This window comes from Exiguobacterium artemiae 255-15, assembly GCF_000019905.1.
In the GTDB taxonomy this organism is placed as follows: domain Bacteria; phylum Bacillota; class Bacilli; order Exiguobacteriales; family Exiguobacteriaceae; genus Exiguobacterium_A; species Exiguobacterium_A artemiae.
The window spans coordinates 1,134,469-1,150,551 of record NC_010556.1 but is presented as its reverse complement, the minus strand read 5'-3'; the positions used below and the strand labels follow the sequence as shown (position 1 = coordinate 1,150,551).

20 protein-coding genes are annotated in these 16,083 nt (G+C 47.7%); 6 read left to right on the top strand and 14 right to left on the bottom strand.

Annotated elements, in window-relative coordinates; translation table 11 throughout:
* Window positions 1-11: 11 nt before the first annotated feature.
* From EXIG_RS05820 to yneA, 5 genes are all read right to left on the bottom strand, one after another.
* Window positions 12-242 (bottom strand): YneF family protein, encoded by a 231-nt coding sequence (locus EXIG_RS05820; RefSeq protein WP_012370001.1) that lies wholly within the window; start codon window positions 240-242, stop codon window positions 12-14.
* Between the two features lie 108 nt (window positions 243-350).
* The gene (gene tkt, locus EXIG_RS05815) at window positions 351-2,321 is read right to left on the bottom strand and encodes a transketolase (protein WP_234944583.1); all 1,971 of its coding nucleotides are present in this window, start codon (window positions 2,319-2,321) and stop codon (window positions 351-353) included.
* A 212-nt stretch (window positions 2,322-2,533) separates the two neighbouring features.
* Window positions 2,534-2,770 carry a DUF896 domain-containing protein gene (locus EXIG_RS05810; protein ID WP_012369999.1) on the bottom strand — a complete coding sequence of 79 codons (237 nt, stop codon included), beginning with the start codon at window positions 2,768-2,770 and terminating at the stop codon, window positions 2,534-2,536.
* A gap of 113 nt (window positions 2,771-2,883) precedes the next feature.
* Window positions 2,884-3,537: a YneB family resolvase-like protein gene (locus EXIG_RS05805; protein ID WP_012369998.1), complete on the bottom strand. Its 654-nt coding sequence runs from the start codon at window positions 3,535-3,537 to the stop codon at window positions 2,884-2,886.
* Window positions 3,538-3,582: 45 nt separating this feature from the next.
* Window positions 3,583-3,870: a cell division suppressor protein YneA gene (gene yneA, locus EXIG_RS05800; protein WP_012369997.1), complete on the bottom strand. Its 288-nt coding sequence runs from the start codon at window positions 3,868-3,870 to the stop codon at window positions 3,583-3,585.
* Window positions 3,871-4,079: 209 nt separating this feature from the next.
* Here yneA and lexA point away from each other — a divergent pair, with 209 nt between their 5' ends.
* The 4 genes from lexA (at window position 4,080) to glpK (ending at window position 7,642) form a co-directional block, all read left to right on the top strand.
* Window positions 4,080-4,694: a transcriptional repressor LexA gene (gene lexA / locus EXIG_RS05795; RefSeq protein ID WP_012369996.1), complete on the top strand. Its 615-nt coding sequence runs from the start codon at window positions 4,080-4,082 to the stop codon at window positions 4,692-4,694.
* A 30-nt stretch (window positions 4,695-4,724) separates the two neighbouring features.
* On the top strand, window positions 4,725-5,195 hold the full coding sequence (locus EXIG_RS05790; protein WP_012369995.1) for a metal-binding protein: 471 nt from the start codon (window positions 4,725-4,727) through the stop codon (window positions 5,193-5,195).
* Between the two features lie 187 nt (window positions 5,196-5,382).
* On the top strand, window positions 5,383-6,087 hold the full coding sequence (locus tag EXIG_RS05785; protein ID WP_012369994.1) for an MIP/aquaporin family protein: 705 nt from the start codon (window positions 5,383-5,385) through the stop codon (window positions 6,085-6,087).
* A gap of 37 nt (window positions 6,088-6,124) precedes the next feature.
* The gene (gene glpK, locus EXIG_RS05780; RefSeq protein WP_012369993.1) at window positions 6,125-7,642 is read left to right on the top strand and encodes a glycerol kinase GlpK; all 1,518 of its coding nucleotides are present in this window, start codon (window positions 6,125-6,127) and stop codon (window positions 7,640-7,642) included.
* A gap of 105 nt (window positions 7,643-7,747) precedes the next feature.
* On the opposite strand, the gene dhaM is transcribed toward glpK, so the two are convergent.
* The 3 genes from dhaM to dhaK are packed head-to-tail and all read right to left on the bottom strand — an operon-like array spanning window position 7,748 to window position 9,697.
* Complete coding sequence (dhaM, locus tag EXIG_RS05775; RefSeq protein WP_012369992.1) at window positions 7,748-8,113, bottom strand: dihydroxyacetone kinase phosphoryl donor subunit DhaM; 366 nt, start codon at window positions 8,111-8,113, stop codon at window positions 7,748-7,750.
* On the bottom strand, window positions 8,110-8,709 hold the full coding sequence (gene dhaL, locus EXIG_RS05770; protein WP_012369991.1) for a dihydroxyacetone kinase subunit DhaL: 600 nt from the start codon (window positions 8,707-8,709) through the stop codon (window positions 8,110-8,112). The genes dhaM and dhaL overlap by 4 nt, the downstream gene beginning before the upstream one ends.
* A 19-nt stretch (window positions 8,710-8,728) precedes the next feature.
* Window positions 8,729-9,697, bottom strand: coding sequence for a dihydroxyacetone kinase subunit DhaK (gene dhaK, locus EXIG_RS05765; RefSeq protein ID WP_012369990.1), 969 nt, complete (start codon window positions 9,695-9,697; stop codon window positions 8,729-8,731).
* A 166-nt stretch (window positions 9,698-9,863) separates the two neighbouring features.
* Here dhaK and EXIG_RS05760 point away from each other — a divergent pair, with 166 nt between their 5' ends.
* A complete protein-coding gene (locus tag EXIG_RS05760; protein ID WP_012369989.1) occupies window positions 9,864-10,559 on the top strand; it encodes an AzlC family ABC transporter permease in 696 nt (231 codons plus the stop codon).
* On the top strand, window positions 10,544-10,870 hold the full coding sequence (locus tag EXIG_RS05755) for a branched-chain amino acid transport AzlD family protein (RefSeq protein ID WP_012369988.1): 327 nt from the start codon (window positions 10,544-10,546) through the stop codon (window positions 10,868-10,870). Before EXIG_RS05760 ends, EXIG_RS05755 begins: the two co-directional genes overlap by 16 nt.
* 87 nt (window positions 10,871-10,957) lie before the next feature.
* Here EXIG_RS05755 and EXIG_RS05750 read toward each other — a convergent pair whose 3' ends face one another.
* The 6 genes from EXIG_RS05750 to hflX form a co-directional block, all read right to left on the bottom strand.
* On the bottom strand, window positions 10,958-11,227 hold the full coding sequence (locus tag EXIG_RS05750) for a GNAT family N-acetyltransferase (RefSeq protein ID WP_012369987.1): 270 nt from the start codon (window positions 11,225-11,227) through the stop codon (window positions 10,958-10,960).
* Window positions 11,227-11,394 (bottom strand): (4Fe-4S)-binding protein, encoded by a 168-nt coding sequence (locus tag EXIG_RS05745; protein ID WP_234944582.1) that lies wholly within the window; start codon window positions 11,392-11,394, stop codon window positions 11,227-11,229. The genes EXIG_RS05750 and EXIG_RS05745 overlap by 1 nt, the downstream gene beginning before the upstream one ends.
* A 134-nt stretch (window positions 11,395-11,528) precedes the next feature.
* Window positions 11,529-12,875, bottom strand: a complete 1,347-nt coding sequence (gene glnA / locus EXIG_RS05740) for a type I glutamate--ammonia ligase (protein ID WP_012369986.1) — start codon at window positions 12,873-12,875, stop codon at window positions 11,529-11,531.
* Between the two features lie 45 nt (window positions 12,876-12,920).
* Window positions 12,921-13,319 carry a MerR family transcriptional regulator gene (locus tag EXIG_RS05735; RefSeq protein WP_012369985.1) on the bottom strand — a complete coding sequence of 133 codons (399 nt, stop codon included), beginning with the start codon at window positions 13,317-13,319 and terminating at the stop codon, window positions 12,921-12,923.
* 140 nt (window positions 13,320-13,459) lie between these two features.
* Window positions 13,460-14,737 carry a methionine gamma-lyase family protein gene (locus tag EXIG_RS05730; protein WP_012369984.1) on the bottom strand — a complete coding sequence of 426 codons (1,278 nt, stop codon included), beginning with the start codon at window positions 14,735-14,737 and terminating at the stop codon, window positions 13,460-13,462.
* A 2-nt stretch (window positions 14,738-14,739) separates the two neighbouring features.
* Window positions 14,740-15,981, bottom strand: a complete 1,242-nt coding sequence (gene hflX / locus EXIG_RS05725) for a GTPase HflX (protein ID WP_012369983.1) — start codon at window positions 15,979-15,981, stop codon at window positions 14,740-14,742.
* Between the last annotated feature and the right edge of the window lie 102 nt (window positions 15,982-16,083).

Sequence of the window (16,083 nt, the reverse complement as noted above, 5' to 3'; positions counted from 1 at the left end):
TTTACAAGTCATTATTTTTTCGGTGATTTCATTGAACCACTCATTGAACGCATCACTTGGTTGACTTTCTTTTGTGATGGCTTTTGACCCATTTGCATCATCAATGTCTTAATCATATCTTCGTTGATTGGTGGGTTTTGCTCCAAATAGTTCATCATGTATCGGCGAGCGATATAGAAACCAAGGGCGACACCAGCTACCAAGCAAAGAAGGGCAATTAAAATCCAAATCCATGTAGCCAAGTTGCTTCCTCCTCTAACTTCAAACGTCGCTTTTTACTATACTATAATTTAAAGCCTTTGCATAGATAATGCAAAAAAAAGGTGCGCGCGTTTGCGCACCTTTCTTCATTAACCAAGTTGCTTGACTGTATTTAAGACATTTTCGACAGACATGCCGTACTCTTTTAACAGAAGATCTCCAGGAGCAGAAGCACCGAAGCGATCGATTCCGATGACTTGACCTTCTGTTCCTACATATTTATACCAACCGAGCGAAGCTCCGGCTTCAATTGCAAGACGCTTCGTGATGCGTTTTGGCAAGACCGATTCTTTGTATTCAGCTGATTGCGCTTCAAACAATTCCCATGATGGAAGTGAGACGACAGCTGCCGTTTCGCCGAGTTCTTTTTGTGCTTCGACGAGCAAGTGCACTTCAGAACCTGTTCCCATTAAGATTGTATCCGCTTTTTCAATGTCACCCGCGATGACATATCCGCCTTTTTCAGCGCCTTCGACCGTCGTACCTTCAAGTTCAGGTAATCCTTGACGTGTCATGACGAGAAGTGTCGGTTTGTTTGTTGATTGAACGGCTGTTTTCCATGCGGCAATCGTTTCTTTTCCATCTGCCGGACGGTAAACTGTCAGGTTCGGCATCGCACGGAAGCTCATCAAGTGTTCAACCGGCTCGTGTGTCGGACCATCTTCACCGACTGCAATCGAGTCATGTGTCAGGACGAAGATTGACTGGATACCCATCAATGCTGCTAAACGGACTGCAGGACGGAGGTAATCCGAGAAGACGAAGAATGTCGCACCATAAGGAATGACACCACCGTGTAACGCCATACCGTTGACAGCTGCTGCCATGGCGAACTCACGGACACCAAACCAGATGTTACGGCCGCTCGGATCGATGTCGAAGTCAGCTTCGCCTTTGAGCATCGTGTTGTTTGATCCTGCCAAGTCAGCTGATCCACCGAAGATTGTCGGGACGTTTTTCGCGATGGCATTGAGAACTTCACCACTTGTCTGACGTGTTGCTTTTTTCGATGTCAGATCGTAAGTCGGAAGGTCAGCTTCCCAGTTGCTTGGCAATTCGTTGTTGATTGCTTGAACAAGCTCAGCGTGCAATTCCGGATGTGCCGCTTTGTATTGTTCCATTTTTTCTGTCCATGCTGCTTCTGTATCAGCACCACGTTTTTCGATGCGCTCTTCGAACAAGTCTTTGACTTCGTCCGGCACATAGAACTCTTCGTGATCCCAAACGTAGCTTGCTTTCGTCAACTTGATTTCCGCGTCGCCGAGTGGTGCACCGTGTGAAGCTGATTTCCCTGATTTGTTTGGCGAACCGAATCCAATGACCGTTTTGACTTCGATCAATGTCGGTTTTGTTGTTTCCGCTTTCGCTGCTTCGATTGCTTTTGAAATCGAATCGAGATCTGTTCCGTCTTCGACACGGATGACTTGCCAGTTATACGCTTCAAAACGTTGTTGAACGTTTTCCGAGAACGATTTATCAAGGTCACCGTCAAGCGAGATATCGTTTGAATCATACAGAACGACGAGTTTACCAAGACCTAAATGTCCTGCGAGTGAAGCCGCTTCTGCTGAAACACCTTCCATTAAATCACCGTCTCCGCAAATCCCGTATGTGAAGTGATCGACGACATTTAAGTCGTCACGGTTATATTTCGCTTCGAGGTGACGCTCTGCCATCGCCATACCGACAGCCATCGCGATGCCTTGTCCGAGTGGACCAGTCGTCGCATCGACACCTGCTGTGTGACGGTATTCCGGGTGACCCGGTGTTTTTGAGTTCCATTGACGGAATGACTTCAAGTCATCCATCGCGAGATCATAACCTGATAAATGGAGGAGTGAGTAGAGAAGCATTGAACCGTGTCCTGCTGAAAGTACAAAACGGTCACGGTTGAACCATTCTGGATTTTTAGGGTTGTGGTTCATATGATCCGCCCATAATGTAAATGCCATCGGTGCTGCACCCATCGGCATTCCCGGGTGACCCGAGTTCGCTTTTTGTACTGCATCAATGGATAAGGTACGAATCGTATTTACTGCTAATAATTCTACTGTTGTCATGTTCGTCAAAACAATCATCCTCTCTCTTTTTCACAAATTCCTCCTCATTTTAGCATACCCAGAAATGTGATACAACTTTTCTAAATAGTATGTCACATTAAAATGAATGCGCTATCTATTGCCGTTTTCTTGCCACTTTCATGATACACATTACGAACTTTTCATCAAAAAAAGCTATCCCACTCATCCCATTGAGTGACATAGCTTTTCTGTTATTGTTTATTACGTTCCTCTTCTTGTGCCTGCTTCAATTTTTCAGGTGTAACGTCCGTTCCTTCTTCATCGACGATTTTAATACCCATCATCTGATTTTTGAATGAACCGCGGAACGCTTCGAGATAAGCCGTCCGTAATTCTTTTTGTTCCGCCGTTTCCGCATCTGTTAGCGGTTCGACTTTTGATTTATTTGCCAGTTCATTAATCCGGTCTAGTTGTTCTTGTGATAACATAATATCCCTCTTTCTGTTGACTCAAATATGAGTTTTCAATCGTAACCCTACTGTAAAAGACCCACTAAAAAAAAGCAAGTTTGATGCGCCACTGACGCATCAAACTTACTTCCTTATTCGTACGTACTGATGACTTCTTTATATTCCAGATAACGCCGGTTGACGGTCGCTTTCGAAATGTCGTGTCCCATCCCTCTTAATGTCACCGCGATGTCGGCAAATGTCAGTCCTAACTCACGTAACCGGACGATTTCTTCGATTGGAACTTCTTTTCGGCTCCGGCCGGCATTTTCACCTTGACGGTTCAGGTTCTGTTCGGGACGAAAGCCATTTTCGACAGCCCGCCGCATCCCGCGGGCAATCTTCGCATTATGCAGTTTCCGTTGATATTCTTCGACGAGCGATACGATCTCGAGCACCATCGCTTCGGCGTCCGCCAGTTTATACTCGCCATCCGATTCCATCGTCATCAGTTGAACCTGATGTTTTTGGAACGTATGTAAAATGGCGATTTTGGCATTCCCGCGTCCGATCCGCGTATCATCCGTCACAAGAACGGCGTCCACTCCTTGACGTGTGACGAAATCGAGAACGGATAACATCCCTTCCCGGTCAACGTCGTAACCACTTTCTTTTTCCGTGATGATCTCCACGACTTCAAACCCTTTTGTTGCAGCGAGTCCCGACAGTTCTGATCTTTGCCGCTCAAGCGAGCTGTCCTGTGCTTCTTTTTCCGTCGAGACGCGACAGTAGATTACTACTTTCACTGTACTTCACACCCCTGTTCGTTCTTTGACAACTTTTACAGTTTGTCACTGTTGCGCGATTGGTACAACGATTTTGTTTTTCGAAATGACATGAGTCGTCTTCAGTTCATTATTCTCGATCAACCACTCGACATATTCCTGATTGGTCATCGATCCGTCATTGTAGACTTCGGCGACCTGTTCGACGGTCGCGTTTTGATCGACCGTGACAGAAGCCGTCAAGAGTTGTTCAACCTTCTCGTCCGGTCGAGGCGTTAAGAGAAAAAGAATGAAAGCAAGGCTGAGCGTATAAAAAACAATGGAAAAGGCATGGGTACGAATCGTATGCATCATGATAAATCCCTCCAATTAAAAATGTTTTAGAATAGATGTTCTCGGAACAATTGTTCGCATAACTCATCTTAAACCAAGAACCGGTGTTCGGTCAACACAAAATGTCGAACAATTGTTTGTACGCTCATTTGTTCTATGTTATAGTGATTTTAGAAACATGTATTCCTATAACCTTCAAAAAACCAATCCGGAAAGAGGTGGCAATTCATATGCGGAAAATGTCGAAACGACAACAAGAAATCCTTGACTACATCGTTGCTCAAGTGAAATTGAAAGGGTATCCACCTTCAGTTCGTGAAATCGGTGAGGCTGTTGGTCTTGCTTCAAGCTCAACGGTACACGGTCATTTGGATCGTCTAGAAAAACGCGGACTGATTCGCCGTGACCCAACAAAACCACGTGCGATTGAGATATTGCTTGATAAACCTGAAGAAGATCATGAAGCCATCGTACACATCCCTGTCATCGGGAAAGTAACGGCCGGTTTTCCCATCACAGCCATCGAAAATATCGAAGAACATTTCCCGCTTCCTGCCCATTACGTCGGGAACGAAAATGTTTTCATGTTGACGATTGACGGTGAGTCGATGATTAACGCAGGCATTCTAGACGGTGACCGGGTCATCGTTCGTCAGCAAAACACAGCAGAGAATGGTGAAATCGTCGTGGCTATGACCGAAGATAGCGAAGCGACCGTCAAACGGTTCTTCTTAGAAGATCAACAAGTACGTCTCCAACCAGAAAATGATTCGATGGACCCGATGTATTTCGATAACGTCTCGATTCTTGGCAAGGTCATCGGCGTATATCGGACGATCCACTAAGCGAGGGACCAGCTCAGCTGGTCTTTTTTCATGCCTTCTGGAAATGTACACGATACTGTCAATACCGTTGCTTTAACCGGCTATGTTGCGTATTCGGTCGCAACTCAGCAGACGGATTGGCTTCCAACCGCTGTCGGCATCGCCGTCGGCACCCTTTGGCTTTCACCAGACCTCGACTTGAAGTCCGAACCTTACTACCGGCACGGTCCTTTACGGGTCCTTTGGATGCCGTATGTCAAAATCATGCCCCACCGCTCCATCTGGTCGCATGGTTTGATCATCGGCGATCTCATTCGTCTGATGTACAGCGCCGCTTTTCTGATTCCGCTTTTATTTTTGGCGCTGTATCTGAAACTTGTCGAATCAAGTACGGTCGATTCCTGGTTTGCGTCCATGCCTGCTTTTATCATCGGCGTTATGGTCGCCAGTACGATACATATCGTTCTTGATCACTCCAGCAGCTTCTTCCGCACCAAAAAGAAGCGAAAAAAGCGTCGTTAAAAATCCTTTGTTCATTGTAAAAATGAGCAAAGGATTTTTTTAATATCCATTATTCATTTTTTTAAACATAAATTAAGGAAATTTTAATTCGAAGATTTGAATTAATTGTATTGAAAACGTTCTCAATTAGATGTAGGTTTAAATGGAAAGGCCATTATTTGCTTTAATCCAAAGGGAGGGTTTTTGCATGAGTAACTTTACAAGTGAGCTGATTGGAACAATGATTCTGATTTTGCTCGGGGACGGAGTCGTTGCAGGGGTTGTCTTGAGAAAGACGAAATCTGAGAACGGCGGCTGGATTGTCATTACATTCGCTTGGGGTCTCGCCGTCATGACGGGAGCATACATTGCTGCCTCGAGTGGTGCGCATCTCAATCCTGCATTGACATTGGCGCTTGCCATGAATTCCGATTTACCGTGGGCAGACGTACCTGTCTATATCGCCGGTCAATTAATCGGAGCATTCATCGGTGCAGTACTCGTTTGGCTTCATTATATGAAACACTTTGAAGCGACTGATGATCAAGCAGCAAAACTGGGTGTATTCGCAACAGGTCCGGCGATTCGCCATACACCGTCAAATCTGATTTCAGAGATCATCGGGACGTTTGTCCTGGTATTCGGAATTCTGTCATTTGGTCTGACAACATTTGGTGACGGACTGAAACCATTCATCGTCGGTCTTCTTGTCGTCGTCATCGGTCTCTCGCTCGGTGGTACAACAGGGTATGCCATCAATCCAGCCCGTGACCTTGGTCCGCGGATTGCACACGCTATCTTACCGATTAAAGGAAAAGGTTCATCTGACTGGAGTTACTCGTGGATTCCAATCGTTGGTCCAATCATCGGTGGTGGAGTAGCCGTCTTGCTGTATCAACTGCTGCAAAACTGATTTTGTTTGACACCTACATCTCAAGGGGGATTTCAGCATGGAAAACAAGTACATCTTAGCACTCGACCAAGGAACAACAAGCTCACGCGCCATTATTTTTGACCACGATGGTCAAATCGTGAACTCTGCGCAACGTGAATTCAAACAATACTTCCCGCAACCGGGCTGGGTCGAGCATGATGCCAATGAAATTTGGGGATCAATCCTCGCTGTCATGGCGGATTCTCTCGGAACGGCTGATATCAAACCGAGCCAAATCGCAAGTATCGGAATTACGAACCAACGTGAGACGACGGTCGTCTGGAACAAAGAAACAGGTAAACCTGTCTATCACGCGCTTGTCTGGCAATCCCGTCAAACATCCGGTATCTGTGATGAGCTGAATGCACAGGGTCTGAACCAAACATTCCGTGATAAAACAGGTCTTCTGATTGACGCCTACTTCTCAGGGACAAAAGTGAAGTGGATTTTGGATAACGTCGAAGGTGCACGGGAGCAGGCAGAAAACGGAGAACTTCTCTTCGGAACAATCGACACATGGCTCGTCTGGAAGCTGTCTGGCGGAAAAACGCATATCACAGACTATACAAACGCCTCACGGACATTGATGTACAACATTTACGAACAAAAATGGGATGATGAGTTACTTGAAATCCTGACAGTTCCAAAATCAATGTTACCGGAAGTCCGTCAATCAAGTGAAGTGTATGACAACACAGTTCCGTATCATTTCTTCGGTTTTGAAGTTCCGATTGCCGGAATCGCCGGTGACCAGCAAGCAGCCCTCTTTGGTCAAACATGTTTCGAACCGGGTGAAGGAAAGAACACGTATGGTACAGGTTGCTTCATGCTCATGAACACTGGTGAAAAAGCCGTTTCGTCTGACCACGGTCTGCTGACGACAATCGCCTGGGGTGTCGACGGAAAAGTCGAATATGCACTCGAAGGATCGATTTTCGTTGCCGGATCAGCGATTCAGTGGTTACGTGACGGTTTACGGATGTTGAAAAATGCGAAAGACTCAGAAGGCTATGCCTTGAAAGTCGATTCGACAGAAGGCGTTTACGTCGTTCCTGCCTTCGTCGGACTCGGTGCCCCGTACTGGGATAGTGACGTTCGCGGCGCAATCTTCGGCTTAACACGCGGAACGGAGAAAGAACATTTCGTCCGTGCGACTCTTGAATCCCTTGCTTACCAGACACGTGATGTCTTGACGGCGATGGAAAAAGATTCAGGAATCGAATTGAAAACGTTGCGCGTTGACGGTGGTGCGGTTTCAAACGACTTCTTGATGCAGTTCCAGTCGGATATCTTAGGTGTACCGGTTGACCGTCCGGAAATCAATGAGACAACAGCTCTCGGTGCTGCCTATCTCGCCGGTCTCGCAGTCGGTTACTGGAAAGACAAAGCAGAAATCAAACAACAATGGAAACTGAACCATCAGTTTAAACCAGAAATGAAAGAAGACGATCGCGAACAGCGTTATGCCGGATGGCAAAAAGCGGTCGAAGCAACCATGGCGTTTAAACCAAACAAAAAAGAAGTCAACGCCTGATTTCTTTACTGGTATTCCTTCGCGGAATACCAGTTTTTTTGTTTTCCCTAAAAAACAGGTTCGCTTCCTCTTCGGAAACGAACCTGTTAGATCGGACCACTTGTCTTACGAAAATTCTGCTTTGATGCCTGTTACGATATCATCCAGCGATTTTGATTGACCACTTAAGACCGCTGCCAAAAAAGCGCCCTCTACCAGCGGTGCTTCGACGAACTGAACGTTCCGGTCCCCACTGTATAATTCTAAGGCCAGTTCCGCGTTCATCGTCGCCGATCCGATATCCGTCAAAATTAAGCCGTCATCGTTCAACTCATTCATCGTCTCTTCAATTCGGGACGCATCGGTCCCGATACTGCCGTCCGCCAGCCCTGCGGCAAGTAAAATCGGTGTATCCGGAGCCATTTCAGCCAATAGTTCCTTTAGTCCGGTCGCAAGCTTTTCACTATGGGAGACTAAAATCAAATTAATCATGACAAGACCTCCACAATCGAACGTAATAACAGTGAACTTGATAATGCGCCGGGATCCTGGACACCAACTGTTGCATCCCCAAAATAAGAAGCCCGTCCTTTTGTCGCCACACGCTCTTTTGTATCTGCCAATGCTTGATCGAGTGTTGCGTTCAAATCACTCTCTTGTTCCAGCGCTTCATAAAACGGTGTCCAAATATCGACCATCGTTTTTTGTCCAAACTCTGATTTCCCGCGCATTTTGATCCCATCCGTCGCTTCTTTGAAGGCTGCCGCGAGTTCCTGTCCTTCGACTTCTGTTTTCCCTTTAAACGCTCCGGCAAATTTAACGAATGCTGTCCCGTAAAGCGGACCCGATGCACCACCGACGGTTTTAATCAAGGTCATTCCGACTTGTTTTGACAAGGCACCTAAATCTTCATACTCTTCTTGCGCCTCAAGTTCTTTTTGTACAGCCTGGAAACCGCGCGACATATTGATGCCGTGGTCGCCGTCACCGATTTCCCGGTCAAGATCCGTCAATTCATCTTTATGTTGTTCGAGCTCGGCAGCCGCTTTAAGCAATGCTTTGCGGAATTCTTCAGTCGATAACTTCATCTATCTCACCCTCTTTTAATTAGAATCCGATTGCGTTCGTTTTGGCATCCAAGTAGCCGACCAGTTCATCGTCAACCGGAAGCAGCGTAATTGAGAAACCGTGCATTTCGAGTGATGTCATATAGTTGCCGACGAACGGACGAACGATCTCGTATCCTTTTGCCTGCAATTGTTCCGCGACATATTTATAGGTGATGTACAATTCCGATTCAGGCGTTCCGCCCATTCCGTTGACCATGACCGCTACTTTTTTATCGGTTACTTCCGCTGTCAATCGATCGAGTAATTCCGTCACGATGGCTTCGACGGAAGCAATCGGTTTCCGCTCCAGACCTTTTTCACCGTGAATCCCGATTCCGATTTCCATCTCATCCTCGTGCAAATCAAAACCGGGTTTACCGCTTTCCGGCATATAACAAGGTGACAATGCCATTCCGATTGACCGGACGCCGGCAATGACTTTCTCAGCGACTGCTTTGACTTCAGCAAGTGATTTGCCTTCTGCTGCCGCAGCACCGGCGATTTTATGGACAAAAATCGTTCCTGCGACACCGCGACGGTCTTCTTCTTTTTTAATGGCGATATCATCCCGGACGATGACCGTCTCGACTTCGATGTCTTCGAGTTCGGCCAACTCTTTCGCCATATCAAAGTTCATGACATCCCCGGAATAGTTTTTAACGACGAGCAGAACCCCTTTTCCCCCGTCTGCTGCCTTGATTCCCTCAAGCACCATATCCGGTGTCGGAGAAGTAAAGACTTCGCCACAGACAGCGGCTGCGAGCATACCGTCCCCAATAAATCCGGCATGGGCCGGCTCATGCCCGCTTCCCCCACCGGATACGAGGGCCACTTTTCCGTTTAACGGTTCTTTTCGTTTGATGACATTGACTCCGTCGACTTTTGCATAAAGATCGGGATGTGCTAAAACGAGACCATCGACCATATCCGAGACAAACCGATTCGCATCTTGCATTAATTTATCCATCTTGAACGCTCCCTTGTCTAACGAATTTTGCCGTACCACTTACTCTTTACCACAAATCGAGACGACTTATGTCAAGGAAACATATGAAAATATTGACCAGTTCATTTCCAATCCGTTTTGATGATGCTATGCTGATAACACATCATCACGAGAGGAGTCCCCTTCTATGAACGCTTCGTTTCAAGCAGGTATCAAAGCCTGTCTGCCGACCGTCCTCGGTTATCTCGGCATCGGATTTTCTGCCGGCATCGTCGGACGCGCCGCCGGACTCAGTCCGCTTGAAATCGGTCTGATGTCTCTTCTGATTTACGCCGGAGCGGCCCAGTTCATCATCACCAGTCTGTTGCTGTTAAACAGTCCGTTCTCTGCCATCATCTTGACGACATTCATCGTCAACTCCCGTCATTTACTGATGAGTATGACGCTCGCACCGCGTGTTAAAAGCCGGCATCATTTAGACCGGTTTGGAATCGGCGCTCTCTTAACGGATGAGTCATTTGCCGTCGCCATGAATACTTCCTTAAAACGGCCGCTTGATGCACCATTCATGCATGGATTGAACATAACCGCTTATCTGAGCTGGATTGCCTCGACCGTCCTTGGAGCACTCGTTGGCAGTTGGTTCCCGGATCCGGAACGATTCGGACTGGATTTTGCTTTAACAGCGATGTTCATCGGGTTATTGTACCTGCAGTTTGAAAGTGAGCGGTCCCGCATCGCTCTAAATGGTCTGTTGCTCGTCCTTGTTTTCCTGTTGTTGTACATATCAATGCGCTATCTGTCACCGGAACTCGCCGTTTTATTCGCGACGATGATAGCTGCCAGTATAGGAGTTGTAATCTCACGATGGAAATCCGCTTAGAACTATTCGTCCTTTTTGCTGCCTGCGGTCTCGTGACGTTGATTCCGCGGATATTGCCGTTTTTGTTGATGCATGGTCTGACGTTACCCCGCCTGCTGACCGATTGGTTGTCGTTTATCCCGGTTTGTTTGTTAAGTGCGTTATTCTTTCAAAATTTATTAGTGGCACAAAGCGGAGGTTATCCAACGTTGTCGCTTCTCCACCTCACAGCATCCATTCCGACCGTCCTTGTCGCCGTCAGCAGTAAAAGTCTTTCCTACACCGTCATCACCGGTGTCCTGTCGATGGCATTGCTTCGGTTTTTCCAATGAGAATTGCTCCTTCTTCCTAAAAAAGACGAGAAAAAACGGGTGTTGTTCTGTTATTTCTCGTCTTTTTTTTATTACATTATTTCTCAGTTACGCCGATACATCTGCATAGTCCGGCGTCTGCTCAAACTCTTTTTTCGCAAACGGACAGAGCGGCAATAGTTTGACCTGTTCTTCCCGTGCCCACTCGACAATGGCTTTGACCAGTTGTTCGCCGATTTGTTGATTCCGGTGATTCGGGTCGACATACGTATGATCAATGATCCATTTGCCGCCTTTCGTATCACTGTATGTGATTTCCCCGACAGCTTGCCCCTCCTGATAAGCTTCAATCTTTTGATCCGCTCGTTTCAATTCCATCAGGCTTCCCTCCGTTCATATGATAAGGCACCGCTCGGACAGCCGTCGACGACCCGCATGACATCTTCGACTGGTGCACCGTCCGCTTCGATCCATGGACGTTTTTTAACATCAAAGACGGTCGGCAGACTCTTGACACAATGACCGGAATGCACACACTTCTGCATCAAAATAAACAATGATGTCTTTCCCTTCATACGCCTTTTTCATTTGAAGCGCCTCCTTGCTACAGAGTTCGCTGTTTCTGCTTCCGATTCCTCTACAAAAAAACGCCCGAACCAAGTTCGGACGTTTCAAGAGATTAGAACAAGACCATGTACTGATCGCGTTCCCATTCCGTGACTTGCGTCCGGAACATATCCCATTCGATTTCTTTCAGTTCAACGAAGTGCTCTGCGATGTGCTCGCCGAGTGCGTGCATGACGACGTCATCCGCTTTCAGGACTTCGAGTGCGTGGCTGAGTGTTGACGGAAGATCGTCAATGCCGTTTGCCACACGTTCCGGTTTGTCCATTACGTAGATGTTACGGTCGATCGGAGCCGGTGCTTGGAGATTATTTTTGATTCCGTCAAGACCTGAAGCGAGCAATGTCGCAAGTGCCAAGTACGGGTTAGCTGCCGGGTCGACTGAACGGACTTCGATCCGTGTTGAGAGACCGCGGGCTGCCGGTACACGAACGAGTGGTGAACGGTTACGGGCTGACCATGCGACGTAGCAAGGTGCTTCATAACCAGGCACAAGACGTTTGTACGAGTTGACTGTCGGGTTACAGACAGCTGTGAAGGCACGCGCGTGCTTCAGGATACCTGCCGTGAAGGCACGGGCATCATCAGACAATTGCATATTGCTGTTCTCTTCGTCAAAGAAGACGTTTTCGTTGCCTTTAAAGAGCGACATATTGGCGTGCATTCCTGAACCGTTAACGCCGTAAAGCGGTTTTGGCATGAATGTCGCGTGTAAGTTATGTTTTGCTGCAATCGTCTTAACAACGAGCTTAAACGTTTGGATGTTATCCGCCGTTGTGATCGCATCAGCGTATTTGAAGTCGATTTCGTGTTGTCCCGGTGCGACTTCGTGGTGAGATGCTTCGATTTCAAAGCCCATGTTTTCAAGCTCGATGACGATTTCCTTACGGCAGTTTTCACCGAGATCGACTGGTGCGAGGTCGAAGTAACCACCTTGATCATTCAGTTCAAGTGTCGGACGGCCGTTCGCATCCTTCTTGAACAAGAAGAATTCCGGTTCTGGACCGACGTTGAATGAAGTGAAGCCAAGTTCTTCCATTTCTTTAAGTACACGTTTGAGTTGACCACGCGGATCTCCAGCAAACGGTGTGCCATCTGGATTGTAGATGTCACAGATGAGACGTGCGACTTTACCCGTTCCGTCTTCTGTCCATGGGAATACGACCCATGTGTTGAGGTCTGGGAAGAGATACATATCTGATTCTTCAATGCGGACGAATCCTTCGATTGACGAACCATCGAACATCATTTTGTTATCAAGTGCTTTTTCCAATTGGCTGACTGGAATTTCAACGTTCTTGATTGTACCGAGGATATCTGTGAACTGTAAACGAATAAAACGTACATCCTCAGCTTTAGCGATTTTCATAATGTCTTCTCGTGTAATGTTGCGACGTGTCATGTGACAAATCCCCTCTCCGGCTCTTTTTTATATGGTAACAGGTGCTTACTTGAAAAATCGTCCGAGCTCACCTTGAATGAGTGACGTTTTTCCATGTCGCCCTGCTTCCTGCAATTCGTTTTTCAGGAGTTTATACAATTCGCCATCCGATAATTCCGGACGGGCCGTAACGACCTTCTCCGCAACTCGTTCCCGTTTGACAAGATCATTATCAAAAATCATTTTGATCCCTGCGATATTTAATCCCTGGTCCAGATATTCCTTGATCGACAACAAGCGATCGACATCGTTGAACGAATAGAGGCGACGTTTCGTCTCTGTCCGCTCCGGCTTGATCAATCCTTGTTCTTCGTAATATCGGATTTGTCGGGCAGATAACGCGGTCAACTCTTGAACGACTCCGATGGGGAATAGTGGCTTGGACTGTCGTGATAAGTCTGCCATTTCGTTCCTCCTTTTTCCTTACTTCATGAGAATAAACCTCTGTAAGGGAAGTTGTCAAGAGATGTAAGGAAAGTTAACATGACTTTCTTACAAGTCAGACGTCCTGCGTAACAGAGGTCTTTTCACATCAAGCTATTTTTTTAAACCTGTTGTGGTTGAATCAATTGTTGTTCCATCAGTTGATTGACAGCCGAAACAATCGCGATTTTGACGTGACTGTAGGTCAATCCGCCTTGAACGTACGCTGTATACGGTGCCCGGATCGGACCGTCTGCCGATAATTCGATTGACGATCCTTGGATGAAGGTTCCGGCAGCCATGATGACATCATCGGCGTATCCCGGCATATAGTCCGGAATCGGCAAAGCTTGCGCATTGACCGGAGAGGCCGCTTGAATCGCCTGACAAAAAGCAATCATCGGTTCCGGGGCATGGAAGGAGACCGATTGAATCAAGTCCGTCCGTTCCGCCGCATAATGCGGTGCCGTATCGAATCCGAACTGTTCCATCATGCTTGAAGTAAACATCGCCCCCATCAGCGCCTGACTGACCGTATGCGGAGCCATGAAGAACCCCTGGTACATGTCCTGCAGCGAATAAAGTGACGGACCGGCCTCGGCACCGATTCCAGGTGTCGTCATCCGGAACGATGCCCGTTCAATCAAATCGCGGCGTCCGACGAGATACCCGCCTGTTTTCGCAAGACCGCCGCCCGGATTTTTAATCAGTGATCCGGCCATCAGATCCGCTCCAACATGAGTCGGTTCGATCGTTTCGACGAATTCCCCGTAACAGTTGTCGACGAACACAATCACGTGCGGATGTTGTTCTTTGATCGCGGCAATCGCTTCGCCGATCTCAGTAACCGGTAAGCTCCGGCGGGTCACATAGCCTTTCGAACGCTGAATACCGACGACTTTTGTCTTGTCCGTGATCCGGGCGAGGACCGCTTCAAGATCAATCGTTTCAGCCTGTTTCATCTCGACGACGTCATAGGTGACACCAAGCTCTTTCAGGGAGCCGCGTCCGTCACCGCGGATGCCGACGATTTCCTCTAACGTATCGTACGGTTTACCGGTGATATACAGCAATTCATCGCCCGGCAGCAATAAACCGAACAACGCAATCCCGATTGCATGCGTCCCGCTGATGATCTGTGCCCGGCACAGTCCGGCTTCCGCACCGAAGACCGACGCGTAAATCCGCTCGAGATTGTCGCGCCCTTCATCGTTGTAACCGTAACCGGTCGATGGCATGAAGTGAAAGTCACTCACTTTATGTTCCCGGAAAGCGTTCAGGACACGAAACTGGTTCTGTTCCGCAATTTGTTGCGCCTTACGGATTCCCGGCGCGATTTTTTCTTCCGCCTGCTCGACGAACGGACGGATCGTTTCATAATGCGTTAACTCTGTAAACATGCTTACACCTCGTATTGTTTCAATGTCGAGTACAGCCGCGTATCCTTACGCAAATAGCCTTTTAAGGTCACGGATCCGTCCTCTTCATATTGTTCTGTTAAATTCATCATGACTTCCTTCGCCGGATTGTAATGCGCAAACGCATGGACCGGAATCCGGATCTCGAGATACTCGAGAATGTCACTGATCGCTTTTTCGATTTCGACGGTCAAACGATCGATGTCTGCCGGATCAAGAGCCGAAATCAACAGTTTTCCACCGCTGAATAAATGCGTTAACTGGTCTTTTTTATTGAAGACCTCGAGTTGCGGGATGTCTCCGGCACCGAGTTCATCGAGGACATCATTCGTCGTCTGCATCTGATTCAGATAATGTTCGCTTGAGGCATCGATGACGTGAAGAATCAGATCCGCCTCGAGCACTTCTTCGAGTGTCGACCGGAACGCCGCAATCAATTTCGTCGGCAGATCCTGAATGAACCCGACGGTATCCGTCAACAGAATCTGTCCGCCTTCCGGCAGGTCGAGCTGACGCGTCAACGGATCGAGCGTCGCAAATAATTCGTTTTTTTCATACGTGTCGGCATTGGTCAACCGGTTGAAAATCGTTGATTTCCCGGCGTTTGTGTATCCGACGAGTGCGATTTGGAACGTCTGGTTTTCTTTCCGACGTTCCCGGTAACGGGCACGGTGGGCAACGGACGTTTCCAACTGTTTCTTGATTTCGTCGACACGGCGGCGGATATGCCGGCGGTCGGTCTCAAGTTTCGATTCCCCGGGACCACGTGTCCCGATTCCGCCTCCAAGACGTGACAATTGGGTTCCCTGCCCGCTCAAGCGCGGCAACAGGTAACTCATCTGAGCGAGTTCGACTTGCAGTTTCCCTTCCCGGGACTGGGCACGACCGGCAAAGATATCGAGAATCAATTGTGTCCGGTCAATCAGTTTGATCGATTCCGGATCTTCGAGAGCAATCCGGATATTTTTCATCTGACCCGGCGTGACTTCGGCATTAAAAATAATCAAATCCGGTTCGAGTTCCTGTGCTAATGCGACCAGTTCCTCGACCTTCCCTTTTCCGATAAACGTACGGCGGTCGATCGATTGACGCTTTTGATCGAGTCGTCCCACGACGACGGCGTGCGCGGTCGTAACGAGTGCTTCGAGCTCCGCGACCGATTCTTCATAAATATGATCCGGTACACCGGGGAGCTGACAACCGACGACGATGACGCGTTCTGACATATAATCATTCCTTTCAAAATAACAAACCTTCTGCGCCCCTAATCATACCACATGGACCTCTTGTCTGAACATTTTTGGACAGGAAACATCCGTTCGGTTTAT